This window comes from Photobacterium sp. 1_MG-2023, from assembly GCF_030547945.1.
Classification (GTDB): Bacteria; Pseudomonadota; Gammaproteobacteria; order Enterobacterales; family Vibrionaceae; genus Photobacterium.
Genome location: NZ_JAUORR010000034.1, coordinates 17,650 through 41,362, shown reverse-complemented (window position 1 = coordinate 41,362; position 23,713 = coordinate 17,650). Strand labels below are relative to the sequence as shown.

Below are 23,713 nucleotides of genomic sequence, written 5' to 3'. Positions count from 1 at the left end.
TACACTCATCCCAACGTTCAGACGAGGCTCTGGCGCATCAACGTCACTGGGTTCCCGCCTGCGCGGGAACGACGGGGGAAGCGGGGATGACGGAGACAAGTGGTTACCGTGAGATGGCTGGAATGACACCTCAAAATTAACTTTTTAATATTTTAAATCAACTGTTTACCGTCATTCCCGCGAAGGCGGGAATCCATAGGGCGCCGGGTTAAAAACACACGAAAATCATTATGGAATAGATTAAATCACAGTAAGGATCAGCCATTCGGCAGAATCGTTTACAGCGCTCAGACGAGGCTCTGGCGCAGCAACGTCACTGGGTTCCCGCCTGCGCGGGAACGACGGGGGAAGAGCTGGAGCGGCACCTCAAGCTCATCTGTGTTTTAATATTTTAAATCAACAACTTACTGTCATTCCCGCGAAGGCGGGAATCCATAGGGCACCGGGTTAACAGCATGAGAAAATCATCACTGCACAGATAAAACCACAACGAGGTTCAGCCACTCTGTACACTCATCCCAACGTTCAGACGAGGCTCTGGCGCATCAACGTCACAGGGTTCCCGCCTGCGCGGGAACGACGGGGGAAGAGCTGGAGCGGCACCTCAAGTTCATCTATATTTTAAATCAACCACTTACCGTCATTCCCGCGAAGGCGGGAATCCATAGGGCGCCGGGTTAAAAACACACGAAAATCATCATGGAATAGATTAAATCACAGTAAGGATCAGCCATTCGGCAGAATCGTTTACAGCACTCAGATGAAGCTCTGGCGCATCAACGTCACTGGGTTCCCGCCTGCGCGGGAACGACGGGGGAAGCGGGGACGACGCATGGACGCTCAGGGGAGCGCCCGCTCTGTTTGCAGCAGACTCACTTCCTGTTTCAGCCAGTCGATAAAAGCCTGAGCACGGGCCATGCGCGGGGAAGTCGGGTCGTAAAACAGGGTGTAGCGGATACCGGGCACCAGGCCAATATCAAAGGGTTGAACAAGCAGCCCATTGTCCAGATAATCCCCCGCCAGACTTAAGGTGCCTAAACAGGCGCCATGACCTGCCATCACAGCATTCAGACCCATTTCGAAGGTGCTCACTTCCATCCATTGCAGATTACGCTCCGGCATGTGGACGTCCGCAGCCTCAAACCATCGCGCCCAGGTTAAATTGCAGGTTTCCGCCCAGTGCACCAGCCAGCATTTCAGCAATTGTTCCGGGTGCGTGAACTTGATGGAATGCGCCAGTTCTGGTGAGCAGAGCGGATAAACCGGCTCTTCATATAAGATGCAGGATTGAATACCGTCGCCGAAGTCATTTTTAAATCCCTGACGAATTGCCAAATCTGCCCGGCCGTATTTCATGTCCGGGTTTTCTGCGGTGGCATCCACCCGAATGGAGATATCGGGATGAATCATGGTGAATTTCCACAATCTCGGCATCAGCCAGCGTGAGGCGAATGAACGGGAAGTGTTCACGGTCAGAATGCCTTCCAGCGGCTCGGCCTGAATACGGTTCAACCCTGCGAGAATCTGGTCGAATCCGCGGGAAACATCGGTGAACAGACTGGATCCCTGCGGGGTCAGCATCATGTTTCGACCCTGGCGGTAAAACAGTTTGCATCCCAGAGATTCCTCCAGTTGTCGAATTTTCTGACTGACAGCCGCCTGACTGACAAACAGTTCTTCCGCGGCTTTACTGTAGCTCTGGCGGCGGGCTGCTGCCTCAAAGTAGCGCAAACCGGATAAGTACTGGAGTCGATTGTCCATAATCTCAGCTTATAGTTGGTGTCACAAATCATCGTTCGTTGATAAACGTCATTATACGCATAATTCCCGCAAGAGATGTGAATTGAGGGATAAAACATGATCAGACTTGCGATGAACCGAATCTTTAATTTTCAGCTGTTCTGGCAGTCAAAATCTGAAAAATGCGGACCTGACAAAGAAAAATCACTGCAGCCTGCAGAACATTTGTCACCCCATTTACAGCGGGATTTAGGGCTGACTTCTGAGCCACCCCGTGCTTCGGACTATCACCGCTTCTTATCCTGAAACAGGCCAGTCCAGGGATGGAACAGCGCTGAGTTTCAGGATGAAGGCCGGACTTTTTATTGTGCAACCCATTGAGTTTGTGGTTAAGATGCTGAGGGAAAGGAATCTTCAGGAAACATCAGATGAATGTGAAAGTACGGGCGCTAACGCCTGCCGATCTTCAGCCTTACCGGGACATTCGCCTGGAAAGTCTGCGTTTGCATCCAGAGTGTTTTGGTGCCAATTATGAGGCGCAGCGGCAGTTAGCTCAAATGCATTTTGAGCAGAAAATTGCATCGCAGGATCCGCACCATACGATGCTGGGTGCTTTTGATGGTGAATTACTGATGGGGCTCTGTGGTGTCTCAGCGCTGGAAAATCACGTGGCGTTGATCACGCAGATGTATGTGAAATCTGCCTATCAGGGGCACGGGGTCGGTCAGATTCTGATTGATGCGGCAAAGCGCATCGCGGTTGCCGCTCATCAGGCGCATGTCCTTCAGCTGAATGTGTATCCGCATAATCTTCGGGCGAAACGTCGCTATGAACAGGCGGGCTTCCAGGTGGCCGGTCAAACCGAGAGAGAACTGAATATGGTGCTGACTTTACGATGATTGAATTCCGACATGTCGATCCAACGCTGGTTCCCATGGCATTGCTGCTGGAAGCCGATCCCTCAGAAACCTGTATTCGGGCTTACCTGAATGATGCGTATTGTCTGGCGGCGGTTGTTGGGGGAGAAATTTTGGGTGTCTGTGTCGCTAAAGAGACGAAACCCGGCACTTATGAGATTTTCAATCTGGCTGTTGATCCTCTCTATCAGCAGCAGGGCATTGGCTCACAGTTGCTGTCCGCCTTGTTTCCCCGGCTGAAAAAGCTCGGTGTGGCCGTTGTCGAGCTGGGCACGGGCACTTTTGGCTATCAGCTGACGTTTTATCAGAAAATGGGGTTTCGGGTGGCATCCGTCGAAAAAGATTTTTTTACGGACCATTATGATGAACCCATTTTTGAGCATGGCTTACAGCACCGGGATATGCTCAGGCTGCGTTTGAATTTTGCGGATCTATAGAATGTTCTGTCCAACAGGCACCAATGCTGTGAACCTGGTATTTTCTTCAATTCAGATCGAATTCTTGCTGCATTCCGATTGATCCTCCCTTGGTTATTGATAACAAATCTATAAAATATCCGGTCATTCAATTGGGAGAAGAATCACCTTTCTCCTGCATGGCTCATGAGACGGTTTTCGGCTGAGAAGGCTGCGATAAAACCGGGCGGATAAAGGAACTCAGCATGCCTCTGAACGTAGATGACTGTCGTGCTGCCTGGCGGAACTGGATGCGTTGTCTGGGCGCGGGGCTGGTCTTGCTGGGCAGTGTCAGTGTGCTGGCTGCCCAGGGGCGGGAGGTCATCGTCGTTGGTGGCGATCATCAATATCCACCTTATGAGTTTATCAATGAAGATGGCAAGCCGGATGGATACAACACCGAGATGACCCGCGCGATTGCTGAAGTCATGGGCATTCAGGTTGAGTTCCGGATGGGCGGCTGGGAAGATATCCGGCGTCAGTTTGATCAGGGTGATATTGATATTGTTCAAGGGATGGTGCAATCCAGCGCACGGCAACAGCGCTACAGTTTTTCTCCCCCGCACGCCATTGTGCATCAGTCCGTTTTTGCCCGAAAAGGGGCTGAACCGATTTTGGGTTTAGCTGACCTCAGCGGCAAATCGGTCATCGTACAGCACAGCGGTGCCATGCATGATTTTCTGAACCATCAGCAACCCGGTGCCGGACTGGTCCTGGTGGACTCTCATGCCGATGCCCTCCGGTTGCTGGCCTCCGGTCAACATGATTATGCCTTGGTCGCCAATCTGCCTGGATTGTATACCGGCAAGGCGCTGGAACTGTCGAACATCATGCCGGTGGGGCGGCCGCTGGGCGCGCAGCATTACGGTTATGCGGTGCTGAAAGGGAATGAAGATCTGCTGGCCCAGTTCAGCGAAGGGCTGGCGATTCTGAAAAATACCGGCCGTCAGCAGGCGATTTACGACAAATGGCTGGGACCGCTGGAAAACCAGAGCGTGAGCTGGAAGCAACTGGGCATGGCTGCCGCCGTGGTGTCGGGGATTCTGTTGCTGGTGCTGGGCGGCATTATGATCTGGAACCGTGCCCTCAGCCGGGAAGTCGCACGCAGAACAGAGGCGCAGCAATTGCAGCAACAGCAACTGATTCAGGCCGATAAAATGACGTCTCTGGGCATCTTAGTGTCCGGGATGGCGCATGAGATCAATAATCCCAGCAGTCTGTTATTGCTGAATCTGCCGTTGCTGAAAGATGCCTATCAGGATGCGGAAGACATTCTTGAAGCGCATTACCAGCAGCATGGTGATTTTTCACTGGGCGGTTTGTCCTACAGCCGGATGCGGGATGAAATTCCATCGATGCTGGATGAGATGCTGGAAGGCACGCAGCGAATTCGTCGCATTGTGGACGATTTAAGAGATTTTGCCCGTCAGGAACCCACCAATTGCCGTGATCATGTCGATCTGAATACAGTCACGGCGGCAGCGATTCGTTTAGTGGATCGCACGATTTCCCAGTCGACACATCATTTCTCCGTGATTTACGGCGATAACCTGCCTGATTTTGAAGGGAACGCACAACGCATTGAACAGGTGGTGATTAATCTGATCATCAATGCCTGTCAGGCCCTGAGCTCACCGGAACAGGCGATTCAGGTTCGGACTGCATACCTCCCTGTGGACAGAAAACTCATCCTGGAAGTACGGGATCAGGGACAGGGCATTGATCCTGAACATGTGTCGCGTCTGAGCGATCCTTTCTTTACCACTAAACGGGAGCAGGGCGGAACCGGGCTGGGACTGTCGATTTCGTTCAGTATTGTCAGTGAACATGGCGGGACGCTGACCTACGACTCCATTCCGCAGCAAGGGACCTGCGTCACGCTTGCATTGCCTGCCCATCAAAGGAATTCTGATTCATGAATAGTAATCCATATCCGGCATTTGGCGTTTTACTGGTCGATGATGAACCGGCCTTTTTACGAAGTCTGAGCATTGTGCTGGAACGCCGTGGCGGGATTAACCATATATTTCAGTGTCAGGACAGCCGTGAAGCGATCGCAATGATAGAGCGGGAGAATATCGGGCTGGTGCTGTTGGATCTGACAATGCCGCATTTGTCCGGTGAAGCCTTGCTGACGCAGATCAAAGCCGAATTTCCGGAAGTCGCCGTGATCATTATCAGCGGCCTGAATCAGGCTGAAACGGCCATGAATTGTATCCGGCTTGGGGCCCACGATTATTTCGTGAAAACCACGGAAGAGAACCGGCTGGTGGAAGGGGTGAAGCGCGTCATTTTACTGCAGGAGATGCAGGCAGAAAATTACGCTCTGCGTCGTCGGTTTCTCACCGACACACTGGAAAGGCCGGAGGTGTTTGCCAGTATCATCACCCGGGATAAGGCTATGCGCTCGGTGTTTCAGTATCTGGAGTCGGTCGCACCCAGCAGCCAGCCCGTGATGATATGCGGGGAAAGTGGGGTCGGCAAAGAGCTGATTGCCCGGGCGCTGCATCGTTTAAGCAACCGAAATGGCCCATTGATCAGCGTGAATGTGGCCGGGCTGGACGATAATGTCTTTGCGGATACCTTGTTCGGCCATCATCGCGGGGCTTTTACCGGAGCAGATGCGGCTCGCGGCGGACTGATTGAGCAGGCCGCGGGCGGGATGCTCTTTCTGGATGAGATTGGCGATCTGAGTCAGGCCTCGCAAGTGAAATTACTCCGGTTGATTCAGGAAGGGGAATACTACCCGCTTGGCAGCGATCGGCCCAAACGCCTGAAAGCCAGAATTGTGGTGGCCACGCATCAGGATCTGGTCCGGAAACAGGCGGCTGGCGAGTTCCGCAAAGATCTCTATTACCGGCTCAAAACCCATCAGGTCGACATTCCGCCACTGCGAAAACGCCGTCTGGATATTCCGCTACTGCTCGAGCATTTTTTGCAGGAAGCCGCCGATGAGCTGGGCAAAGAAAAGCCCACGATTCCTAAGGAGCTGCCAGTGCTGCTGGCGAATTACACCTTTCCCGGCAACATCCGGGAATTACGGGCGCTGGCCTATGACGCGATGAGTCAGCATCGCGCCAGAATGCTGTCGATGGACGTGTTTCGCCGGGTATTGGCGCAGCAAAAGTCCGCTCCTGAATCTGTCGCGCAGGCAGAAGTCATGCTGTTCGATCCGGATCTGCCTTTGCCTTCGTTACAGGACATCGGGGATTTACTGACACAGGAAGCGATGCGCCGTTCAGACGGGAATCAGTCACTGGCAGCCAGACTGCTGGGGATTTCGCAGCCTGCGTTGAGTAAGCGGTTGAAGAAAACACAAACGGGTGAATGAAACCCCTATAACCTGCTTGATGACTATAACCAAAGGAATGTATGTAACCGTCTGTTTTTATACAGTTTATCTCGTTGCCTTTTCTGGGTATTCCTTTGGTTATACCCCATTGCATCACATGCCACTGTCTGCTAAGGACAAAAAATGATAAAAATCAAACAGATATGCCAATAGAACAATTTGGCATCATGCTTGCAACAATTCTGCTTCTTTAAATGTGGGATAACCCACGCATCATGATGAGCAAAGCAGCGAGCGTTCCTGAAACAGAACGTCCTGACTTTTGCCAATGGAAGAGGGATCAACATGGATCAAGCAAGCATGAAGCCGTCGCCGAAAGGGGTTTGGAGCCGACTGGCATTGTGGAAAAAAATACTGGTCGGGATGATTTTGGGGGTGATCGCCGGCAGTCTGATGGGCCCGGATGCCGAGCTGCTGAAACCGATTGGGACATTGTTTGTGAATGCAATCAAAATGCTGATTGTGCCCCTGGTATTCTGTTCGCTGGTTGTGGGTGTGACTTCAATGCAAGACACCCGGAAAATGGGCCGGATTGGCGCAAAATCGATCGTGATCTATCTGGGCACGACCGCTGTGGCCATCAGTGTGGGTCTGGGCCTGTCGCATATTCTGGCCCCGGGTGCCGGACTGGGAATGACAGCTTCTGCTGCTGCCGCAGATGCGAAAGAAGCGCCCACTCTGGTTCAGACCATTCTCAGTCTGATTCCGAATAACCCGATCAGCGCGTTGGCTGCGGGCAATATTCTCCAAATTATTGTGTTTGCATTGGGCCTGGGTGTTGCATTGAACCTGTGTGGTGAAAAAGGCAAACCTGCAGTGCAAGTGTTTGAAAGCCTGGCGGAAGCCATGTACAAACTGACCGAACTGGTGATGAAACTCGCGCCTTACGGGATTTTCGGCCTGATGGCTTGGGTCGCCGGTAAATACGGCCTGGAAATTCTGCTGCCGCTGTTCAAGGTGATTGGGGTGGCCTATCTGGGAAGTGTGATCCTGGTATTGCTGTTTTATCCTGCTGTGATTCAGGTGGTGGGCCGTTTGAATCCTGTGCCTTATATCAAGGGGATCATGACACCGGCTGCCGTTGCGTTCACAACAACCAGCAGTTCAGGGACGTTGCCTGCGAGTATCAAATGTGCCCGTGAAGATCTGGGTGTCTCGAAAGGTGTGTCCAGTTTTGTCTTGCCGCTGGGTGCAACCATCAATATGGACGGTACAGCCCTGTATCAGGGGGTTGCAGCATTGTTTGTCGCTCAGGCCTTTGGTATTCAGCTGGAATTTGCGGACTACGTGACCATTGTGATGACGGCGACGCTGGCGTCGATTGGGACGGCAGGCGTGCCGGGCGCTGGTCTGATTATGTTGTCGCTGGTGCTGACGACGGTTGGCCTGCCGATGGAAGGTCTGGCAATTATTGCCGGTATTGATCGGATTCTGGACATGGCCCGAACCACTGTGAACGTGTGTGGTGACCTGATGGTGTCTGTTCTGGTTGGTCGCAGTGAGGGCGAGCTGGATGAAAGTATCTATTACCGTGCTGAAGGCGAAAATCTGAAAGTGAAAGAAGAAACCGCCTGACAGGTTTTTCAAGAATCAAGAAAATGAAAAAAGGCCAGCTTTTCAGCTGGCCTTTTTTCATTCCTCTGAAGTATGGAAAAATCGAATTTGTGACGAAGGATAAATTTCATGATGCACATTGTTTTGATGAACGTCAGGAAGGCCAGAATAGTGAACGCTGAGCCGTTTGGATAATCATGCCTTGGAATGGGATAAAAGCTGATTAATTATCCGCTCGTTCGAAATAGGATTTCACGACCGAGGAATAAAAAAACGGAATAACTATAATTTTCTGTTGAATGCAATCATTTCCGCTATGCATTAAATGCATCATCACTTACTTTTCAGCATTTCCTTTTGCCGGGCAAAAAGAACATTGTATTTCCGTCTTTTCTACCCAGAGTCAAAGGTGACCGCTATGTTAGACATTGCCCAAAAGGTACGTATTGAAGAAGACCTGCTCGGCACACGTGAAATCCCTGCGAATGCATATTACGGTATTCACTCCCTGCGCGCTTACGAGAATTTTAATATTTCGTCCATGCGTATTTCGGATATTCCGGAGTTTGTGCGTGGCATGGTCTTTACCAAAAAAGCAGCCGCACGAGCGAATATGGCGCTGGGTTCAATTCCATCCGATGTTGGTCAGATGATTATCCAGGCCTGCGATCTGATTCTGGAAACCGGCAAGTGCATGGATCAGTTTATTTCAGATGTTTATCAGGGCGGCGCTGGCACCTCGGTCAACATGAACACCAATGAAGTGATCGCAAACGTTGCCTTGGAACTGATGGGTCGTGAAAAGGGTGAGTACCACATCATTAACCCGAATGATCACGTGAACAAAAGTCAGTCGACCAACTGTGCGTATCCGACAGGCTTCCGCATTGCGGTCTATCACAGCATCATGAAACTGCTGGGCTCAATTGAGCATCTGCAGGCAGCATTCGATGCGAAAAGCGTAGAATTTTCCGACGTGCTGAAGATGGGCCGTACCCAGCTTCAGGATGCCGTTCCCATGACGGTTGGCCAGGAATTCCGTGCCTTCAGCGTGCTACTGAAAGAAGAGATAAAAAACCTGCATTACGCTGCCGCGCTGCTGCTGGAAGTGAATTTGGGTGCAACCGCCATCGGTACTGGTCTGAATGCCCCCGCAGGTTATCAGGCGCTGGCTGTGCAATATCTGGCGGAAGCAACAGGTCTGGACTGCGTACCGGCAGAAGATCTGATTGAGGCGACTTCAGACTGCGGCGCTTACGTGACTGTGCATGCGGCCCTGAAACGTCTTGCGGTGAAAATGTCCAAGGTGTCGAATGACCTGCGCTTGCTGTCATCCGGCCCGCGTGCCGGCCTGAATGAAATCAACCTGCCTGAAATGCAGGCGGGGTCATCCATCATGCCAGCAAAAGTAAACCCAGTGATTCCGGAAGTGGTGAATCAGGTGTGCTTTAAGGTCATCGGGAATGACACTACTGTGACCATGGCTGCGGAAGCAGGCCAGTTGCAGCTGAACGTGATGGAGCCTGTGATCGGCCAGGCATTGTTTGAATCGATTGAATTGCTGGGCAATGCCTGCATCAACCTGGCGGACAAATGCGTGTCGGGTATTACCGTGAACCGTCAGATCTGTGAAGATTACGTGTTTAACTCAATCGGTATCGTGACTTATCTGAACCCGTATATCGGCCATCATGAAGGCGATATCGTCGGTAAGATTTGTGCCGAAACCGGCCGCAGCGTGAAGGAAGTGGCGCTGGAGCGCGGGCTGTTGAGTGAAGATGATCTGAACGATATCTTCTCGGCACAGAATCTGATGCGCCCGGTGTATAAAGCCAAGCTGTATAGCTGAAACACATCCAAAGAATAACAACAAAAGGTCGAGTACCGCCCTACACCCTCCCTGTTCGCAGGGAGGTTTTTTTATGTCTGCCGAAATTAATCCCGGCTCAGTAACCCATCAATCGGGCTCATTTTACTCATTGCACTCCAGATAGCCTCGCAGGTTGCATGCAGGCGGGAATGGTAACGATAGACGTATAAATCCAGCGGGATGGGCTCCCGGGCGGATAAGATCTGCAAACGGCCTGCGGCCAGTTCTTCTTTGATCGCATAATCCGGCAGCCAGCTGATCCCTTTGCCCTGCATCACCAACGCTTTGATGAAGTCCGTCATGGAAGAAGTACACACGGTATTGTGCGTCAGGGTGCGGTTCGATCGTTGTAATGCCCGTCCCATATAACTCTCCGGCGTGTAATCTAAACAGGGCACAGCTTCATTCTCGGCCGGGTCAAACAGCGGTTTACCGTGTTCGTCCACCGCAGAGACGCAATACAGATAACTGCGTCCTAAATGGATGGATCGATAAGGGGCCACCTGCAGCCGGTCTTCATAAAACGAGAACAGAAAATCGCATTTGCCATCGATTAGAAGTTTCACCGCTTCGTCAACTTCATTGGCTACCACTGAAAGCTGGGTATTCAGTGCCGGGTTAAAGAGGCAGGCATGCAGTTTCGGTAAAACGCTGATTGCCATGGAATGCGAGGAACTGATCCGGACCGTATGCCGGCCCAGAAAGGAGCTGCCGGACAGGCGATTTACTTCATCATCCAGCTGCTGCAGGATGGATTGGGCCGTGGTTTTAAACTGTTTTCCATGCAGCGTCAGTTCAATCGGCGTTTTTCCCCGATCGATAAGATTCAGGCCCAGTTCGGTTTCGAGGGACTTAATCCGGCGACTGAAGGCGGGCTGAGTGACATTGCGAACAGCAGCCGCATGCGAAAAATTACGCAGTTCGGCCAGGGTCAGGAAATCCTGCAACCATTTCGTTTCGATATTTTTCATGTGAACGACAGTGAGATCGAAGGAAGCTCTGGTTCATGCAGAGCCATGAACCGATAAGATTACCAAAACCCTGACAAGGGCTGCCATCTTTATCTCGGATGTTTTTGCCGTTTTCATGAACACTCAGCGAACTGAAAAAATCTGAATCTCTACATGATTGTTTGTGTTAGGTTTTCAGACGGAATCTGTGAACAACAATGGCAGGAAAGCGGCATGATACTGGAAGTTGCAATATTGGGTGTTCTGCCTGAACAGACTGAGGCATTTGAGCGGTCTGACGTAAGAGGATAATTGCAAAATGTTGCGCAACTTATTGCGTAGTTGCACAGAATCGGACATCAAGTTGTGATACAGGGTGAATCTGGATGCATAAAGCATTAGGATAATTTGCATTTCAGCCAATGGCTGCTATCAGGAGAAGGGAATGGTAATCAAACCAATTCACAAGGCGAGTTGCCATTGTGGTGCCGTGGAACTTGAATTGAAAATGCCCCATGGTCTGGAAGACCCGCGTCGTTGCACTTGCTCGATGTGCCGCAAGCGCGGGGCAATTGCAGCATCGGTCCTGCTGGAAAACCTGAAGGTCGTCAAAGGAGAAGAAAACCTGACGCTTTATCAGTTCAATACCATGACCGCCAAACATTATTTCTGCAAAACCTGCGGTATCTACACCCATCATCAGCGTCGCTCCAATCCCCATCAGTTCGCCATCAATGTTGCTTGTTTGGAGGGTGTTAATCCTTACGAACTGGAACCGGTCAAAATCAATGATGGCGTGAATCATCCGTCTGATCGGTGACTGACTTGTATCGTCTTTTTTGTCCGCGCAGGCGGGAAATCATCGGGAGGGCGTCTTGAATCGGCAGATACACTGAATTTGATTCAGGAGAATCCTGAACATGCGAAAGCAATGACATGTCGTGACATGAAATCAGAATAAAACGAAAGGAAGCACTATGGACAGTCACTTCATCAATGAAGTCAGACATGCAGAAGCACAACTCAAACAAGCGATGCTGAGTTCAGACACAGATCAACTCTCAGTGTTACTCGCTGAGGATCTGATTTTCACCAATCATCTGGGGCAAAGGTTAACCCGTGATCATGACTTATCCGCGCACATTTCAGGCCTGGTCAGTATTGATTCGATTGAAACCTCAGAAGAGTTGATTCGGCAGATCGGGACATTTGCAATCGTGAGTCTCAAAGCCGATATCAACGGGCAGTATGATGGTCAGCCTGCGAATGGCTGTTTTCGATTTACCCGGATTTGGCTGAAGAAAAACGGCAAGCTGCAAGTGAAAGCAGCGCACGCCAGCATGATTGCCTGAACTTTGGAGGGGCGATGAAAAAGTTACTGATGTTTTGCTGGTTATCCGGTGTCTCTTTGGGGATTCATGCCTCGGAACCGATCACCCGGGAGGACGGTTCTGAAATCACGTATTACCTGAAAAAAGGCACAGATGACGCATTGCTGATCCTGATGCAGGGCTCGGATTGCAACAGTGTGGCTCACAATGACAACATCAATCGTCAGTTTAGTCAGGTGATGGCGCAGGCAGACATTCTGACGGTTGAAAAGTATGGCATTACGGCGCAACTGCCCTGGAACCCGAACCCGGAACGTCAGGATTGCCCGGCGGCTTACCTCAGGCATGACTCCCCGGCGCAGCGGGCTCAGGATTACCTGAAAGTCCTTCAGACGATCCACGCAGCGCAAGGTTATCAGCGTATCGTTGTGCTTGGTGGCAGTGAAGGGGCCTTGGTTGCCCAGATGCTGGCTCAGGAAACGGACCTGATTTCTCATGTGATTGCGCTGAACGGCGGTGGCCGATTTTTCCTTGATGACGTGTTGTTTAACATGAAATCTCAGATGCCCCCCGAGGCTTATCCGGAAGCTGAAGCCGGGTTCCGGCAATTTGCCAGTCAGGTAACACAGAGTGATGCCATGGAACTGACGATGAGTGGACACGGCTTCCCGTGGTGGAAAAGCATGTTCACGCTGGATCAGCAGCAATTGTTATCCGCGATTGATGTGCCTGTACTTCTGATGCAGGGCGCGAAGGATACGCAGGTGGATCCGGCGGCATTCTCGGCGATGACAGACAGGCTCAAATCATCGAAACCCAATCTGATGACAACACTATATCCCGATCTGGATCATGGCTTCCGGGACCCGCAAGGGCAAAGTCAGGCCGGGCAAGTCGTTCGCGATATCCGCCACTGGCTGGAAAGGAAATAAAGATGACAGAGACAATCGAAATCAGGCCCTATACCGCGCAGGATAAATCAGATTGTCTGGCCGTGTTTCAAAGCAATGCCGCGGTTTATTTTGCCCCCTCGGAATACGAAGAATTCGCTGCGTTTCTGGATAGCTTTGCCTTACAGGTGCCTTATTATGTGGTCATCAAAGCCGGGCAGCTGATTGGCTGTGGCGGGGTGAGTGATGTTCAGGGTGTCAGTTATTTATGCTGGGGCATGGTACACCGGGCGTATCATGGGACAGGCGTTGGATCGTTACTCGCGCAATACCGGCTCGATTTGATTCGCGACCAGCAGTGCTCCCCGCGCGTGCAGATAGACACTTCTCAGCATACACAGGGTTTCTACGCCCGGTTCGGATTTGAAATCACTGAAGTGGTGCACAATGGCTTTGGTGAAGAGATTGACCGGGTCACCATGGTGCTGGCAGAGCTCAGGAGATAAACCATGAAGATTCCGAGTCAGTCCGGTATTCTCCCGTTGCTTCAGGATGCATCTTTTTATGATTGTCACACGCAGCGTGTGCCGTATCGGGGACAGTCTGCTTTAGAAATCTTTTTCACGGTGGCACGCACGACGCCTGCCTGGGTGAATGTGCTGATGAAGATCAGAAATCAGGTGGTGGGTTTTGTGGGTCTGAAGAATTTGGGGCACCTGGGTGATATCGACCGCGATAAACCCTTATCGGCCTATCAGATTGGAGACCGGGTCGGGATCTTTTCGATTCACGCCATGTCCCATCAGGAAGTGATTGTGGAAGATCGCGATAAGCACCTGAATGTGCGTGTGTCACTTTATGTTGAGCCAGATGGCGTACAGGCGATCCTTCATGTGACCACTGTCGTCCACGTGAAAAATAGGTTAGGCAAACTCTATATGTTTTTTGTTACCCCCATGCATCGCCTGATCGTACCCAGTTCATTAAAGCAGTTGCCAGATGCGATGCTGAAACCTTAAAGAGAAAGTCATGGAAATATCGATTTTAGAGAAAACAATGCCACTCGAAACCCACCCGGATATTCAGGGGGTTCTGAATGTGTTGCTGCAATTACGCCCGCAATATGATTCTGCGTCTTTGCTGGCGACAATCACGCAGCAAATGGCGCAGGGCTATCAGGTGATCTATGTGAAGTCAGCCGAACAAGTCGTGGGTGTTGCCGGATTTGTTGTGACGGAAAAACTGGCTTGGGGCAAGGCAATTTATGTCGATGATCTGGTGACCGATCAGCAACATCGCAGCAAAGGCGTCGGTGAGTGCTTGCTACAATGGCTGAAAGATTATGGCCGGGCACAGGGATGCCAGCAATTGCATCTGGACTCCGGTGTTCAGCGTTTCCCGGCGCATCGGTTTTATCTGCGTGAGGGCTTTCATATTGCCAGCCATCACTTTTCAATCACGGATTTGCAGGGAAAGGCGTGATCATTGAGAACGAGCGTCTGGCAGAGAATTCTGCTGTGACTTTGTCAACACTGCAGCGAAAGCATATTGAGGCGCTCTTTGATTTTGAGCAGGAAAACCGGGTTTGGTTTGAGCAATCTGTGCCTCCCCGCCCGGAGAGCTATCGGCAGCTTTCTTCGTTTCGCACTGAGATTGAAGCGCTGCTGTTAGAGCAAGCATTGGGGCGATATTATTTTTTTGTGCTGGAAAATCAGGGCCGGATTCTTGGCCGGTTAAATTTATATGATCTCTCTGCAACCCGAGCAGAAGTCGGATATCGGGTCGGGCAGGCTGTGGCAGGTCAGGGGCTGATGTCAAAAGCCATTGCCTGTCTTGTGACGTTGGCCAGACAAGAACTGAAACTGAATCAACTCATCGCGAAAACGACCCTGAATAATTTGCCTTCTATTGCGGTCCTGAAGAAATTGGGATTTGTTCAGACGGAGCACTGCCGGGATACCGTGACACTGAATGGAAAAAAACAAAGGATGATTGCCTTTGAGCGACCGCTGCGTTGAGAAAAAAACGGAAGCACTGACTTCCGTTTTTAATCCGTGCCTGAATTACAGCAGTGCCAGAATGGTTTCTGCTTTACTGGCTTCAAATTCTTTTGGCGCTTCAACATTCAGTTGCGTGACCACACCGTTGTCGATGATCATGGCGTAGCGCTGTGAGCGCAGGCCACCGAATGTGGCTGTATCCATTTCCAGACCCAAGGCTTTGGTGAAGCTGCCGTCACCGTCGGCCAGCATCAGGATTTCAGAAGCATTTTGCGCTTCGCCCCAGGCTTGCATCACAAATGCATCGTTCACCGAGACGCAGGCAATCAGATCTACACCTTTGGCTTTCAGTTGGTCGGCAAGTACCACATAACCGGGCAGGTGAGCTTCAGAACAGGTTGGGGTAAATGCACCCGGAACCGCAAACAGCACCGCTTTTTTTCCAGCGAACAATGCTGAAACGTCATGGTGAACCATGCCATCTTGGGTCAGTTCGCTCAGCGTCACTTCCGGCAGTTTCTGGCCTTGTTGAATCATTGTTTTTTTCCTTCATGGTTGAGATTCAATTCAGTCTAGTCGGTATTGGACAGAATAAACACTGAGAAAACATAAGGGTTTCAGGTTATTATCAATCGCGATATTCAATGAGTTTCAAATGGGGGTAGATCAAATGAAAGACACGATGAAGGATTATCAGGCTTATCTGTTTGACCTGGATGGTACCTTGGTGAATTCCGAGCCTTTGAAAGCTCAGGCCCTCTCGATGGCTTGCAAAGATTATGGTGTGACCGTCGATCAGAACATTTACAAAGCTGTGATGGGAGAAAATTGGGAAACAGTAACCGGCCACTTCTTCCTGCATGCAGGGATTTCTCCTTCTGTCTCCGAATTTAACCTGCACTTCAGAACTTATTATGAAGCTTTGCTCTCAGACCAAGTTTCTCTGAACTCAGGTGCTTTGCGATATATCGAGTCATTAAGGGCGGCAGGTAAGCCCTGTGCCATTGTCAGTTCAGCCGCTTCCTGGATGGTCGAGCAAATTCTTGAGGATCTCGCAATCAATCATTTGTTTGATGTGGTGATTACACAGGAAGATGTTTCTAAACATAAGCCAGATCCACAAGCCTATACGTTCGCTTTGCATCATTTAGCGCTTCCCGCTACTGCTGCGGTTGTTTTCGAGGATTCCAGCGCGGGCGTCCTTGCAGGGATCCAGAGCGGATGTGATGTGATTGCTTTCGCTCATGACTTTAATGGTCAGAATGATTTCTCGCAGGCGCTGCAAGTCATTCAGAACTATGACGATTTGATGCCGGTTCAGCGATAAACGGATACACCATAAACCAGACAGGAAACAATATGCTGAAAACGCACAGAACCGTCCTAGACATTTTACCGGTAGAAGATGCCGCGTTGCTGCTGGCTTATTACATCGACAATCAGGCGCACCTGGTACCTTGGGAACCTGTCCGGAATGATGATTATCTGACACTGGCGAACTGGAAAACCCAGCTCGCGGAAGCGCAATCTGCTTTTGAGGCTGGCGAAGCGTACCGTTTTGTTGCGCTGAATCATGCACGGACAGAAGTGATTGGTGTGTGTAATTTTACAGGGGTTTCCCGCGGTGCATTTCAGGCGTGTTTTTTAGGATATTCCATTGCCCGAAAATATCAGGGGCAAGGGTTGATGCAGGAAATTCTGACGGCAGGTATTCACTATATGTTTGATGTTGTCGGGTTAAATCGGGTGATGGCAAATTATATGCCCGGGAATACCCGCAGCGGATATGTTCTGGAAAAGCTCGGCTTTGAAAGAGAAGGCTATGCCAAACGATACCTAAAGATTGCAGGTCAGTGGGAAGATCATATTCTGACGTCCAAGATCAGAGGGGATCTGAGCGGTTCGCCCGTTGGTATGAATATCGTGTGAGATTGCAGGTGCAGTCATGCAGGGATATGAAGTGAGTGTTGAGCCAGCCCGGCTGGATTTTCAGGTGATTCACGCTTTGATTCCTGATTGAATATTCCATAAAGGAATGTGAGGTCGCTTCGTAAAACGCAACGTTTGACTTTGATTGACGCACTTCACTGCGTTCGCATGCACATAATGAATCTGTGTGAAGCGGGATTCCGGCATGCTGTGAACGCAATGAGGGTGCTGTATTTTGATGGGTTCACGTCACTGCCGATGTCAGAATAGATAGAGATCAGAAGATGTGTGCTTTCAATCTTTGGAAAACTGAGGTCTTCCGGCATGGTGTGTTCCTGCCGGTGCTGCTGAGCGGCTGTAATGCGGATTATCAGCCTGTTGTGCCTGAATCGACGAATACCAACACAGTGGTCTGGCAAACCACTTACGCCTATCCGATTGTCGATACGGACCAGAATCGATGTTATGACTCGGAGACCGGAGTGGAAATCCGATGCACCGGTGCCGGATATGATGCGGATTATCAGGGCAACCAGCCAAGCTATACCACCAGCAGCGATGGCCGGACCGTGCTGGACAATGTGACCGGTCTGCGCTGGACCCAAAGTACGGACGTGAATCGCAGTGGCTCGGTCGATGAGGCCGACCTGTTGTCGCAGTCAGCCGCGGTTCATTATTGCCAGACGCTCAGGCTGGGGGGTTACCGATGGCGGCTGCCAAACGTCAAAGAAGCCTATTCACTGATGTTATTCAGTGGGAAAGACGCCAGCACTGCTTTGGGCACTGAACCCACAGGATTGACACCTTTTCTCGCGCCTGAGTTCGACCGGGCCTTTGGTGTGCGTGCCGGAGAACGATGGATGGATGTACCCTATGCGACCGGGACGCTTTATGTGTCGACCACGATGCATGGTGACGCCACCCTGTTTGGCGTCAATTATCTTACCGGACGGATCAACGGTTATCCGGCCGAGCGGACAAAATTCTACGTGCGTTGCGTTACCGGGAATACGTTGTACGGACAGAACAGCTTTTTCGACAATGGCAATGGGACGATCACGGACCAGGCCACCGGGCTGATGTGGGCGCAAAACGATCACAGCAGCCGCGACTGGGACCACGCGATTGAAATCTGTGAATCTGCAACCACAGCTGAGCATACGGATTGGCGCCTGCCGAATGTGAAAGAGTTACAGAGTCTGGTCGACTATACCCGCTCGCCGGATACAGATGGCGACGCTGCAATTGATGTGTTGTTTCATTCAACCGGCATCCTGAACGAGGCCGGACTGCCGGACTGCCGGACTGGGGATATTACTGGGCTTCCACCACGCATGTGGATCAGCAAAATCGTGGCACGCGCGGAACCTATCTCGCGTTTGGCAGAGCCTTGAGCTTTTTGTCGCTGAATCTGCTGGATGCCCACGGAGCCGGCGCGCAGCGGAGTCATCAGAAACCGGATGTGCGCCATGCCGCCGGAATTGGCGTGTTCAATCTGGGGGCGGGGCCCTTTCACTTTCTGGGGGCAAGCGGGGAGATTCTCCGGGTTAAGAATCAGGTGCGTTGTGTCCGGAACGTTGGCTGAATGGTGCCGGTCACTTTTGTTTCAGCCGTGGATGTCTGGCCTTGTGAGGTGTTGTCTGTTTTGGTGCGCAGGCGAGCTCCTGTATACTCGGTGCCAAATACTCTCTGACAATCTGAAGTACACAGCCCATGAATCATGAACAACCCAATAATCCGCTGCATGGCATGACCCTCGAAAAAATTCTGACCCGGCTGGTCGAGCATTATGGCTGGACGATTCTGGCGTGCGAAATTGATATCAATTGCTTCAAAAACGACCCGTCAATCAAGTCGTCACTGAAGTTCTTAAGAAGGACGCCCTGGGCCAGAGCCAAAGTCGAAAAGCTTTACCTGTCCGCCTTCAGCGAATAAGTTCATTCGTATCCAGGGGGAAGTCTTCTCTTTCTGTCTGACTGAACCCTGGATAACGTGTTGAAAAGCATTCAAAATCAATAGTTCGTGTTGTTCTTCACCTGCCGCCTTCCTGTTTCTGTCTGCCCTGGACGACCTGATTGCAAACCGCCCTGATGATGAAGCCTGACAAGTCATTCCAATGTGTATGAATACGCGATATTGGCTTTTTTCCGATCGTGATGCATATGAATTAGCTTTGCTGCTGAAAAGGTCGCCTTGTTCAGACCGTGGAACACTTTGATTTTCCTTGAGTGATTCATTCAATGCATGAAAGGAAGGCCCGCGTTTATTTTTAGGAGAAGCAACGAATGGATTGGTTCCGACGTAGTTTCGTGATGCTTTTCATCGTGACCTTGGCGGGGTGTAGCGGCCCGCTCAATTCAGCGCTTTGGAAAGCGTCTTCATATCAGGAAACCATTCGAGGGTTTTATCTCAATCCCAAAGATCGGGTCATGTTGATTTCGGGGGAAAAATACAATTATGTCATTCAATGCGACAGTCAGCTTTGCAATGCCGCTCAAGCGAGTCGTCATTTAGAAATGAAGACCACATTTGGTGAATTGTCACTCATGCCAAATGGTGTCGTATACGGTGAAGTGACTTTCAGTCCTGCGGGGGGAGATGTCCCCCCAAGCGATCCGGTTTGGGTGAGAAGATACATGGATATGGGGCTGCTCTATAAGAAGAATGGCTACCACTGGAAGAAGCAGACTTTTTCGTTTCAGGCAAAACCTTATGTCATGGAAGGCGTGCTGCCTTTTGAAGTGCTGCAATATCCGTTGACCACCACCGTCAGGGTTGCGGATCCGATGATAGAAACGGTCGGTAAAATGGTTGTTACTCCGGCGGCGGTTATTTTAGATGGCGTGATCGTGTTTGCGGCCGTGTCATTTTTTCTGATTGTTGTGACAACAAATGGTGGCCTGGTCATCCATTAACGGCCGGTATCGGTCACGATGTACGTTTTTGTTTATTCTGCTATACAGGGCCATAGCGGTGCTGAAATGAAACCTGATTTCGGGTGATTTAACTGAGGAAATACATGATGACATTGAAAAAGATCCCGCAGGATCATCGAGATGCGGTGGAAGTTTGTCTGACCTATGTGGCTGAAAATGTCACTTCATTCGATGAGATCGTTCGGTATCGCGATCAGCTTCAGGACGAGTTTAAAAATCACACCATCCTCATCACGCTGGATAATTATTATCAGGCGCGTTATACGTCAATGCACCGTACAAACTCTTTTGGGTTGGATGATTATGAAACGCTGGCAGAGCAGTTTGACATTCATTCCGATGAAGATTATGAAAATTTGCCGATTGATTCGAAATTCAAAATCCGAGAAATCAATTTTAAGCATGAGTTTGTTTCAGAGGAAAGTGATTTCGAGACCTACTGGCTGGACTATGAACACTATGATTTCTTCAGGCGCGCAAATTTCAATCCCATTGAAGTTTTAGATCAAGATATCTTCTTTATTGTCGTACCAGTCAAGGACAGTCCGCTGGCTTTAACTGCGTTGCCAAACGGATACTTTTCCTGCGATATGGAGCCCAACGACGTCTATGAAATGTCTGAACATTTGAAAAAGGCGTATGGGTACGAGTTTTACGGGATTGGTGCGTCATTGCTGTGTTATCAAAAAACCAAGTCTTTCAGTGAAACTGAGGTCAATCACCTGATCGACAATTTTTTTGAGATCAGCAGCATGACGGATGATGAGATTGAATACACAGAAGATCCCGTCGTCAGAAAAGCTTTGGAAGATATGATTCATCACCATGACTTTTTATTTCTGATCTATGCCGACCCTCTGATACCTCAGAAGTAATCTGGCACCTCTGTGAATGACAAGGGAGACAATCGTCTCCCTTGTGTTGAGGCTTGATTTGACGGCTATTGCTGCCAGGATTTCAGCAGTTCTGCGTACTGAATGGTGACACCTTTCGGCTTCTCGTTGTCGAGTTTGGCCTTGGGTGCGCCGGGCTGAGACAGCCAGTAAGCTGCATCTCTCGGTTCGTTGAGTTTCGGACCACATTCACCCTGAACATTGGCACGTTCCAGGCGTTGTAAGACCCGATCCTGTGCTGTCGCCAGCCCATCCAGCGCCTGTTGCGGGGTTTTCTCGCCGTTGGCCGCTTCTGCAATGTACTGCCACCACAATTGCGCCAGTTTCGGGTAATCCGGAACATTGGTGCCGGTTGGTGTCCACTGAACACGGGCAGGGCTGCGGTAAAATTCTACCAGTCCGCCGAGTTTGGGTGCGGCTTCCGTCATGATGTCGGTATTCAGATCAGACTCCCGGATTGGGGTCAGGCCCACCAGCGTTTTCTTCAGCGACACTGTTTTCGAGACCGTGAACTGCGCGTACAGCCAGGCCGCCATCCGGCGTTTCGGATCGGTCGATTTCATCAGCGTCCAGGCCCCGGTATCCTGATAGCCGAGTTTCATGCCTTCTTCCCAATACGGCCCTTTCGGGGACGGTGCCATCCGCCATTTTGGCGTGCCATCCGGATTCACGACGGCCAGTCCGGGTTTGGTCATATCCGCAGTAAAGGCGGTGTACCAGAAAATCTGCTGCGCGATATTGCCCTGTGCCGGCACCGGACCTGCTTCCGAGAAGGTCATGCCCTGGGCTTCTGGCGGGGCGTATTTGCGGAGCCAGTCCACGTATTTGGCGGTCGCATAAACGGCTGCTGGTCCGTTGGTTGCACCCCCCCGTTCAACACTGGAACCAACCGGACGACAGCCATCGACCCGAATGCCCCATTCATCGACCGGTTTCCCGTTTGGCAGCCCTTTGTCCCCGGCACCCGCCATGGAGAACCAGGCATCTGTGAATCGCCAGCCCAGAGACGGATCTTTTTTCCCGTAGTCCATATGGCCGTAAACCCGCTGGCCGTCGATTTCTTTCACATGTTCGGTGAAGAACTCGGCAATATCTTCATAAGCCGACCAGTTGACCGGCACCCCGAGATCATAGCCATACAGATCTTTGAATTGTTTTTTCAGATCGTCGCGTTCAAACCAGTCGGCACGGAACCAGTACAGGTTGGCGAACTGCTGATCCGGCAACTGATACACCTTGCCATCCGGTCCGGTGGTGAAACTCAGACCAATGAAATCATCCAGATCCAGCGTCGGCAGGGTGACGTCTTTCCCTTCGCCCTGGATGTAATCACTGATCGGGATGACCTTCCCATAGCGGAAATGGGTGCCGATCAAATCGGAGTCATTGATATAAGCATCATAGATACTCCGGTTCGACTGCATTTCGGTTTGCAGCTTTTCAACGACGTCCCCTTCCTGAATCAGATCGTGCGTGACTTTGATGCCTGTGATTTCCTCAAAGGCTTTTGCCAGTACTTTGGATTCATATTCATGGGTGGTGATGGTTTCCGAGACGACTTTGATCGTCATGCCGCGAAAAGGTTTCGCAGCCTCAGTAAACCAGGCCAGCTCTTTGAGCTGATCGGACTGACTGAGTGACGATTGGGCAAACTCATCTTTGACCCATTTATCTGCGGCATCACTGTATTGATCCGCCCACGCGGCCGGAGCCAGCAGCAGGGTAATGATCAGCCCCAGGGTCGTTGGTGCAGGTACAGGGTGTTTCCGGTTCATGATTGAACTCCTTCGACTTGTGTTATCCCCAACGAAGCACAATCGCCAGCCACAAGACGGATAACGTAAACGGTATCCAGATGGACAAGTCGGTCATGCCGATGAAAATCAGATGAATATAAGCACTGCTGAGCAGGCCGATAAACAGGCGATCGCCCCGTGTTGTGTGGAGCGGCAGAAAGCCTTTGCGTTCTACACAGGGTTTCAGAATTTCAAATACCGTCATGGTCAGTAACAGACCCGCGATAGAGATAAAAAACAGCGCACTGGGGAGTGTCCATGCCATCCACTTCATGCGGTTCTCCTTTTCGTGTGAGGTCTAAACACGGCCCAGGGCGAAACCTTTGGCAACATGGTTCCGGACAAACCAGATCACCAGCAATCCGGGAATAATGGTCAGCACACCGGCGGCAGCCAGCACCCCCCAGTCAATGCCGGAAGCACTGACCGTCCGGGTCATGGTGGCGACAATCGGCTTTGCGTTTACCGAGGTCAGCGTTCGGGCCAGTAAGAGTTCGACCCAGCTGAACATGAAACAGAAGAAGGCCGTTACCCCGATGCCGGAACGGATCATCGGCAGGAAGATCCGGACGAAGAAACGCGGAAAACTGTAACCATCAATATAGGCGGTTTCATCAATCTCTTTGGGGACACCAGACATGAAGCCCTCCAGAATCCACACGGCCAATGGCACGTTGAACAGGCAGTGCGCCAGTGCCACGGCGATATGGGTATCGAATAACCCGACCGAAGAATAAAGCTGGAAAAAGGGCAGCAGAAAGACCGCGGGTGGCGCCATCCGATTGGTCAGCAGCCAGAAAAACATGTGTTTGTCGCCGATAAAGCGATAGCGGGAAAACGCATAGGCTGCCGGTAAAGCCACGAATAACGAAATCAGCGTATTCATCGACACATAGGTCAGCGAGTTCAGATAACCGCTGTACCAGGACGGATCGGTGAAGATCACCGTATAATTATCGAATGTAAAATGCTGCGGCCAGAAAGAGAGTCCGCCCAGAATCTCCTCATTGGTTTTAAACGACATCATCAGCAGCCAGTAAATCGGCAACAGGAGAAACAGAATGTAGAGCAGCAGCCCGATGGTTTTGCGTGTCTGCATG

Annotated in this window: 27 protein-coding genes; 21 read left to right on the top strand and 6 right to left on the bottom strand. The window is 50.9% G+C overall.

What is annotated here, in order from left to right; genetic code table 11:
* Positions 1-840: 840 nt before the first annotated feature.
* Positions 841-1,761, bottom strand: a complete 921-nt coding sequence (locus tag Q4579_RS20550) for a LysR substrate-binding domain-containing protein (RefSeq protein ID WP_303566662.1) — start codon at positions 1,759-1,761, stop codon at positions 841-843.
* A 407-nt stretch (positions 1,762-2,168) separates the two neighbouring features.
* Between Q4579_RS20550 and Q4579_RS20545 the strand changes: the two genes are divergently transcribed.
* The 7 genes from Q4579_RS20545 (at position 2,169) to aspA (ending at position 9,867) form a co-directional block, all read left to right on the top strand.
* Positions 2,169-2,639, top strand: a complete 471-nt coding sequence (locus Q4579_RS20545; protein ID WP_303566661.1) for a GNAT family N-acetyltransferase — start codon at positions 2,169-2,171, stop codon at positions 2,637-2,639.
* Positions 2,636-3,094, top strand: coding sequence for a GNAT family N-acetyltransferase (locus tag Q4579_RS20540; RefSeq protein ID WP_303566659.1), 459 nt, complete (start codon positions 2,636-2,638; stop codon positions 3,092-3,094). The genes Q4579_RS20545 and Q4579_RS20540 overlap by 4 nt, the downstream gene beginning before the upstream one ends.
* Positions 3,095-3,318: 224 nt before the next feature.
* Positions 3,319-5,031, top strand: a complete 1,713-nt coding sequence (locus Q4579_RS20535) for a transporter substrate-binding domain-containing protein (RefSeq protein WP_303566658.1) — start codon at positions 3,319-3,321, stop codon at positions 5,029-5,031.
* Positions 5,028-6,443 (top strand): sigma-54 dependent transcriptional regulator, encoded by a 1,416-nt coding sequence (locus Q4579_RS20530; RefSeq protein WP_303566657.1) that lies wholly within the window; start codon positions 5,028-5,030, stop codon positions 6,441-6,443. The genes Q4579_RS20535 and Q4579_RS20530 overlap by 4 nt, the downstream gene beginning before the upstream one ends.
* A 306-nt stretch (positions 6,444-6,749) precedes the next feature.
* Positions 6,750-8,039 (top strand): dicarboxylate/amino acid:cation symporter, encoded by a 1,290-nt coding sequence (locus Q4579_RS20525; RefSeq protein WP_303566655.1) that lies wholly within the window; start codon positions 6,750-6,752, stop codon positions 8,037-8,039.
* A gap of 23 nt (positions 8,040-8,062) precedes the next feature.
* Positions 8,063-8,200 (top strand): hypothetical protein, encoded by a 138-nt coding sequence (locus Q4579_RS20520; RefSeq protein ID WP_303566654.1) that lies wholly within the window; start codon positions 8,063-8,065, stop codon positions 8,198-8,200.
* A 236-nt stretch (positions 8,201-8,436) separates the two neighbouring features.
* Complete coding sequence (aspA, locus tag Q4579_RS20515; RefSeq protein WP_211651123.1) at positions 8,437-9,867, top strand: aspartate ammonia-lyase; 1,431 nt, start codon at positions 8,437-8,439, stop codon at positions 9,865-9,867.
* An 86-nt stretch (positions 9,868-9,953) separates the two neighbouring features.
* On the opposite strand, the gene Q4579_RS20510 is transcribed toward aspA, so the two are convergent.
* Positions 9,954-10,859, bottom strand: a complete 906-nt coding sequence (locus tag Q4579_RS20510) for a LysR substrate-binding domain-containing protein (protein WP_303566651.1) — start codon at positions 10,857-10,859, stop codon at positions 9,954-9,956.
* A 424-nt stretch (positions 10,860-11,283) separates the two neighbouring features.
* Here Q4579_RS20510 and Q4579_RS20505 point away from each other — a divergent pair, with 424 nt between their 5' ends.
* The 7 genes from Q4579_RS20505 (at position 11,284) to Q4579_RS20475 (ending at position 15,077) form a co-directional block, all read left to right on the top strand.
* On the top strand, positions 11,284-11,658 hold the full coding sequence (locus tag Q4579_RS20505) for a GFA family protein (protein ID WP_303566650.1): 375 nt from the start codon (positions 11,284-11,286) through the stop codon (positions 11,656-11,658).
* A 157-nt stretch (positions 11,659-11,815) separates the two neighbouring features.
* A complete protein-coding gene (locus tag Q4579_RS20500) occupies positions 11,816-12,190 on the top strand; it encodes a nuclear transport factor 2 family protein (RefSeq protein ID WP_303566649.1) in 375 nt (124 codons plus the stop codon).
* A 14-nt stretch (positions 12,191-12,204) separates the two neighbouring features.
* Positions 12,205-13,101 (top strand): alpha/beta hydrolase, encoded by an 897-nt coding sequence (locus Q4579_RS20495; RefSeq protein WP_303566648.1) that lies wholly within the window; start codon positions 12,205-12,207, stop codon positions 13,099-13,101.
* A gap of 2 nt (positions 13,102-13,103) precedes the next feature.
* Complete coding sequence (locus Q4579_RS20490; protein ID WP_303566647.1) at positions 13,104-13,565, top strand: GNAT family N-acetyltransferase; 462 nt, start codon at positions 13,104-13,106, stop codon at positions 13,563-13,565.
* A gap of 3 nt (positions 13,566-13,568) precedes the next feature.
* The gene (locus Q4579_RS20485; protein ID WP_303566646.1) at positions 13,569-14,078 is read left to right on the top strand and encodes a DUF2867 domain-containing protein; all 510 of its coding nucleotides are present in this window, start codon (positions 13,569-13,571) and stop codon (positions 14,076-14,078) included.
* A 10-nt stretch (positions 14,079-14,088) separates the two neighbouring features.
* A complete protein-coding gene (locus Q4579_RS20480; RefSeq protein ID WP_303566645.1) occupies positions 14,089-14,541 on the top strand; it encodes a GNAT family N-acetyltransferase in 453 nt (150 codons plus the stop codon).
* Entirely contained in the window at positions 14,538-15,077 is a 540-nt protein-coding gene (locus Q4579_RS20475; RefSeq protein WP_303566643.1) for a GNAT family N-acetyltransferase, read from the top strand. The genes Q4579_RS20480 and Q4579_RS20475 overlap by 4 nt, the downstream gene beginning before the upstream one ends.
* Positions 15,078-15,122: 45 nt before the next feature.
* Here Q4579_RS20475 and Q4579_RS20470 read toward each other — a convergent pair whose 3' ends face one another.
* Positions 15,123-15,596: a peroxiredoxin gene (locus Q4579_RS20470; protein ID WP_303566641.1), complete on the bottom strand. Its 474-nt coding sequence runs from the start codon at positions 15,594-15,596 to the stop codon at positions 15,123-15,125.
* Positions 15,597-15,729: 133 nt separating this feature from the next.
* Between Q4579_RS20470 and Q4579_RS20465 the strand changes: the two genes are divergently transcribed.
* The 7 genes from Q4579_RS20465 to Q4579_RS20435 all read left to right on the top strand — a co-directional run bounded on the left by Q4579_RS20465 (position 15,730) and on the right by Q4579_RS20435 (position 20,799).
* The gene (locus Q4579_RS20465; RefSeq protein WP_303566664.1) at positions 15,730-16,386 is read left to right on the top strand and encodes an HAD family phosphatase; all 657 of its coding nucleotides are present in this window, start codon (positions 15,730-15,732) and stop codon (positions 16,384-16,386) included.
* Between the two features lie 32 nt (positions 16,387-16,418).
* Positions 16,419-16,988, top strand: coding sequence for a ribosomal protein S5-alanine N-acetyltransferase (rimJ, locus tag Q4579_RS20460; protein WP_303566640.1), 570 nt, complete (start codon positions 16,419-16,421; stop codon positions 16,986-16,988).
* 284 nt (positions 16,989-17,272) lie between these two features.
* Positions 17,273-18,382: a DUF1566 domain-containing protein gene (locus Q4579_RS20455; protein ID WP_303566639.1), complete on the top strand. Its 1,110-nt coding sequence runs from the start codon at positions 17,273-17,275 to the stop codon at positions 18,380-18,382.
* The gene (locus tag Q4579_RS20450; protein WP_303566638.1) at positions 18,379-18,573 is read left to right on the top strand and encodes a hypothetical protein; all 195 of its coding nucleotides are present in this window, start codon (positions 18,379-18,381) and stop codon (positions 18,571-18,573) included. Before Q4579_RS20455 ends, Q4579_RS20450 begins: the two co-directional genes overlap by 4 nt.
* Before the next feature lie 128 nt (positions 18,574-18,701).
* The gene (locus Q4579_RS20445) at positions 18,702-18,923 is read left to right on the top strand and encodes a VF530 family DNA-binding protein (protein ID WP_211651138.1); all 222 of its coding nucleotides are present in this window, start codon (positions 18,702-18,704) and stop codon (positions 18,921-18,923) included.
* Positions 18,924-19,273: 350 nt separating this feature from the next.
* A complete protein-coding gene (locus Q4579_RS20440; protein ID WP_303566637.1) occupies positions 19,274-19,903 on the top strand; it encodes a hypothetical protein in 630 nt (209 codons plus the stop codon).
* Positions 19,904-20,010: 107 nt separating this feature from the next.
* Positions 20,011-20,799: a hypothetical protein gene (locus Q4579_RS20435; protein ID WP_303566636.1), complete on the top strand. Its 789-nt coding sequence runs from the start codon at positions 20,011-20,013 to the stop codon at positions 20,797-20,799.
* Positions 20,800-20,864: 65 nt separating this feature from the next.
* On the opposite strand, the gene Q4579_RS20430 is transcribed toward Q4579_RS20435, so the two are convergent.
* Genes Q4579_RS20430 through Q4579_RS20420 form a run of 3 tightly spaced genes read right to left on the bottom strand, consistent with a single transcriptional unit; the run spans position 20,865 to position 23,712 of the window.
* Positions 20,865-22,592 carry an ABC transporter substrate-binding protein gene (locus tag Q4579_RS20430; protein ID WP_303566635.1) on the bottom strand — a complete coding sequence of 576 codons (1,728 nt, stop codon included), beginning with the start codon at positions 22,590-22,592 and terminating at the stop codon, positions 20,865-20,867.
* Positions 22,593-22,614: 22 nt separating this feature from the next.
* Entirely contained in the window at positions 22,615-22,887 is a 273-nt protein-coding gene (locus Q4579_RS20425) for a DUF2160 domain-containing protein (protein WP_303566633.1), read from the bottom strand.
* Between the two features lie 24 nt (positions 22,888-22,911).
* Positions 22,912-23,712, bottom strand: a complete 801-nt coding sequence (locus tag Q4579_RS20420) for a carbohydrate ABC transporter permease (RefSeq protein WP_303566631.1) — start codon at positions 23,710-23,712, stop codon at positions 22,912-22,914.
* Position 23,713 lies beyond the last annotated feature (1 nt).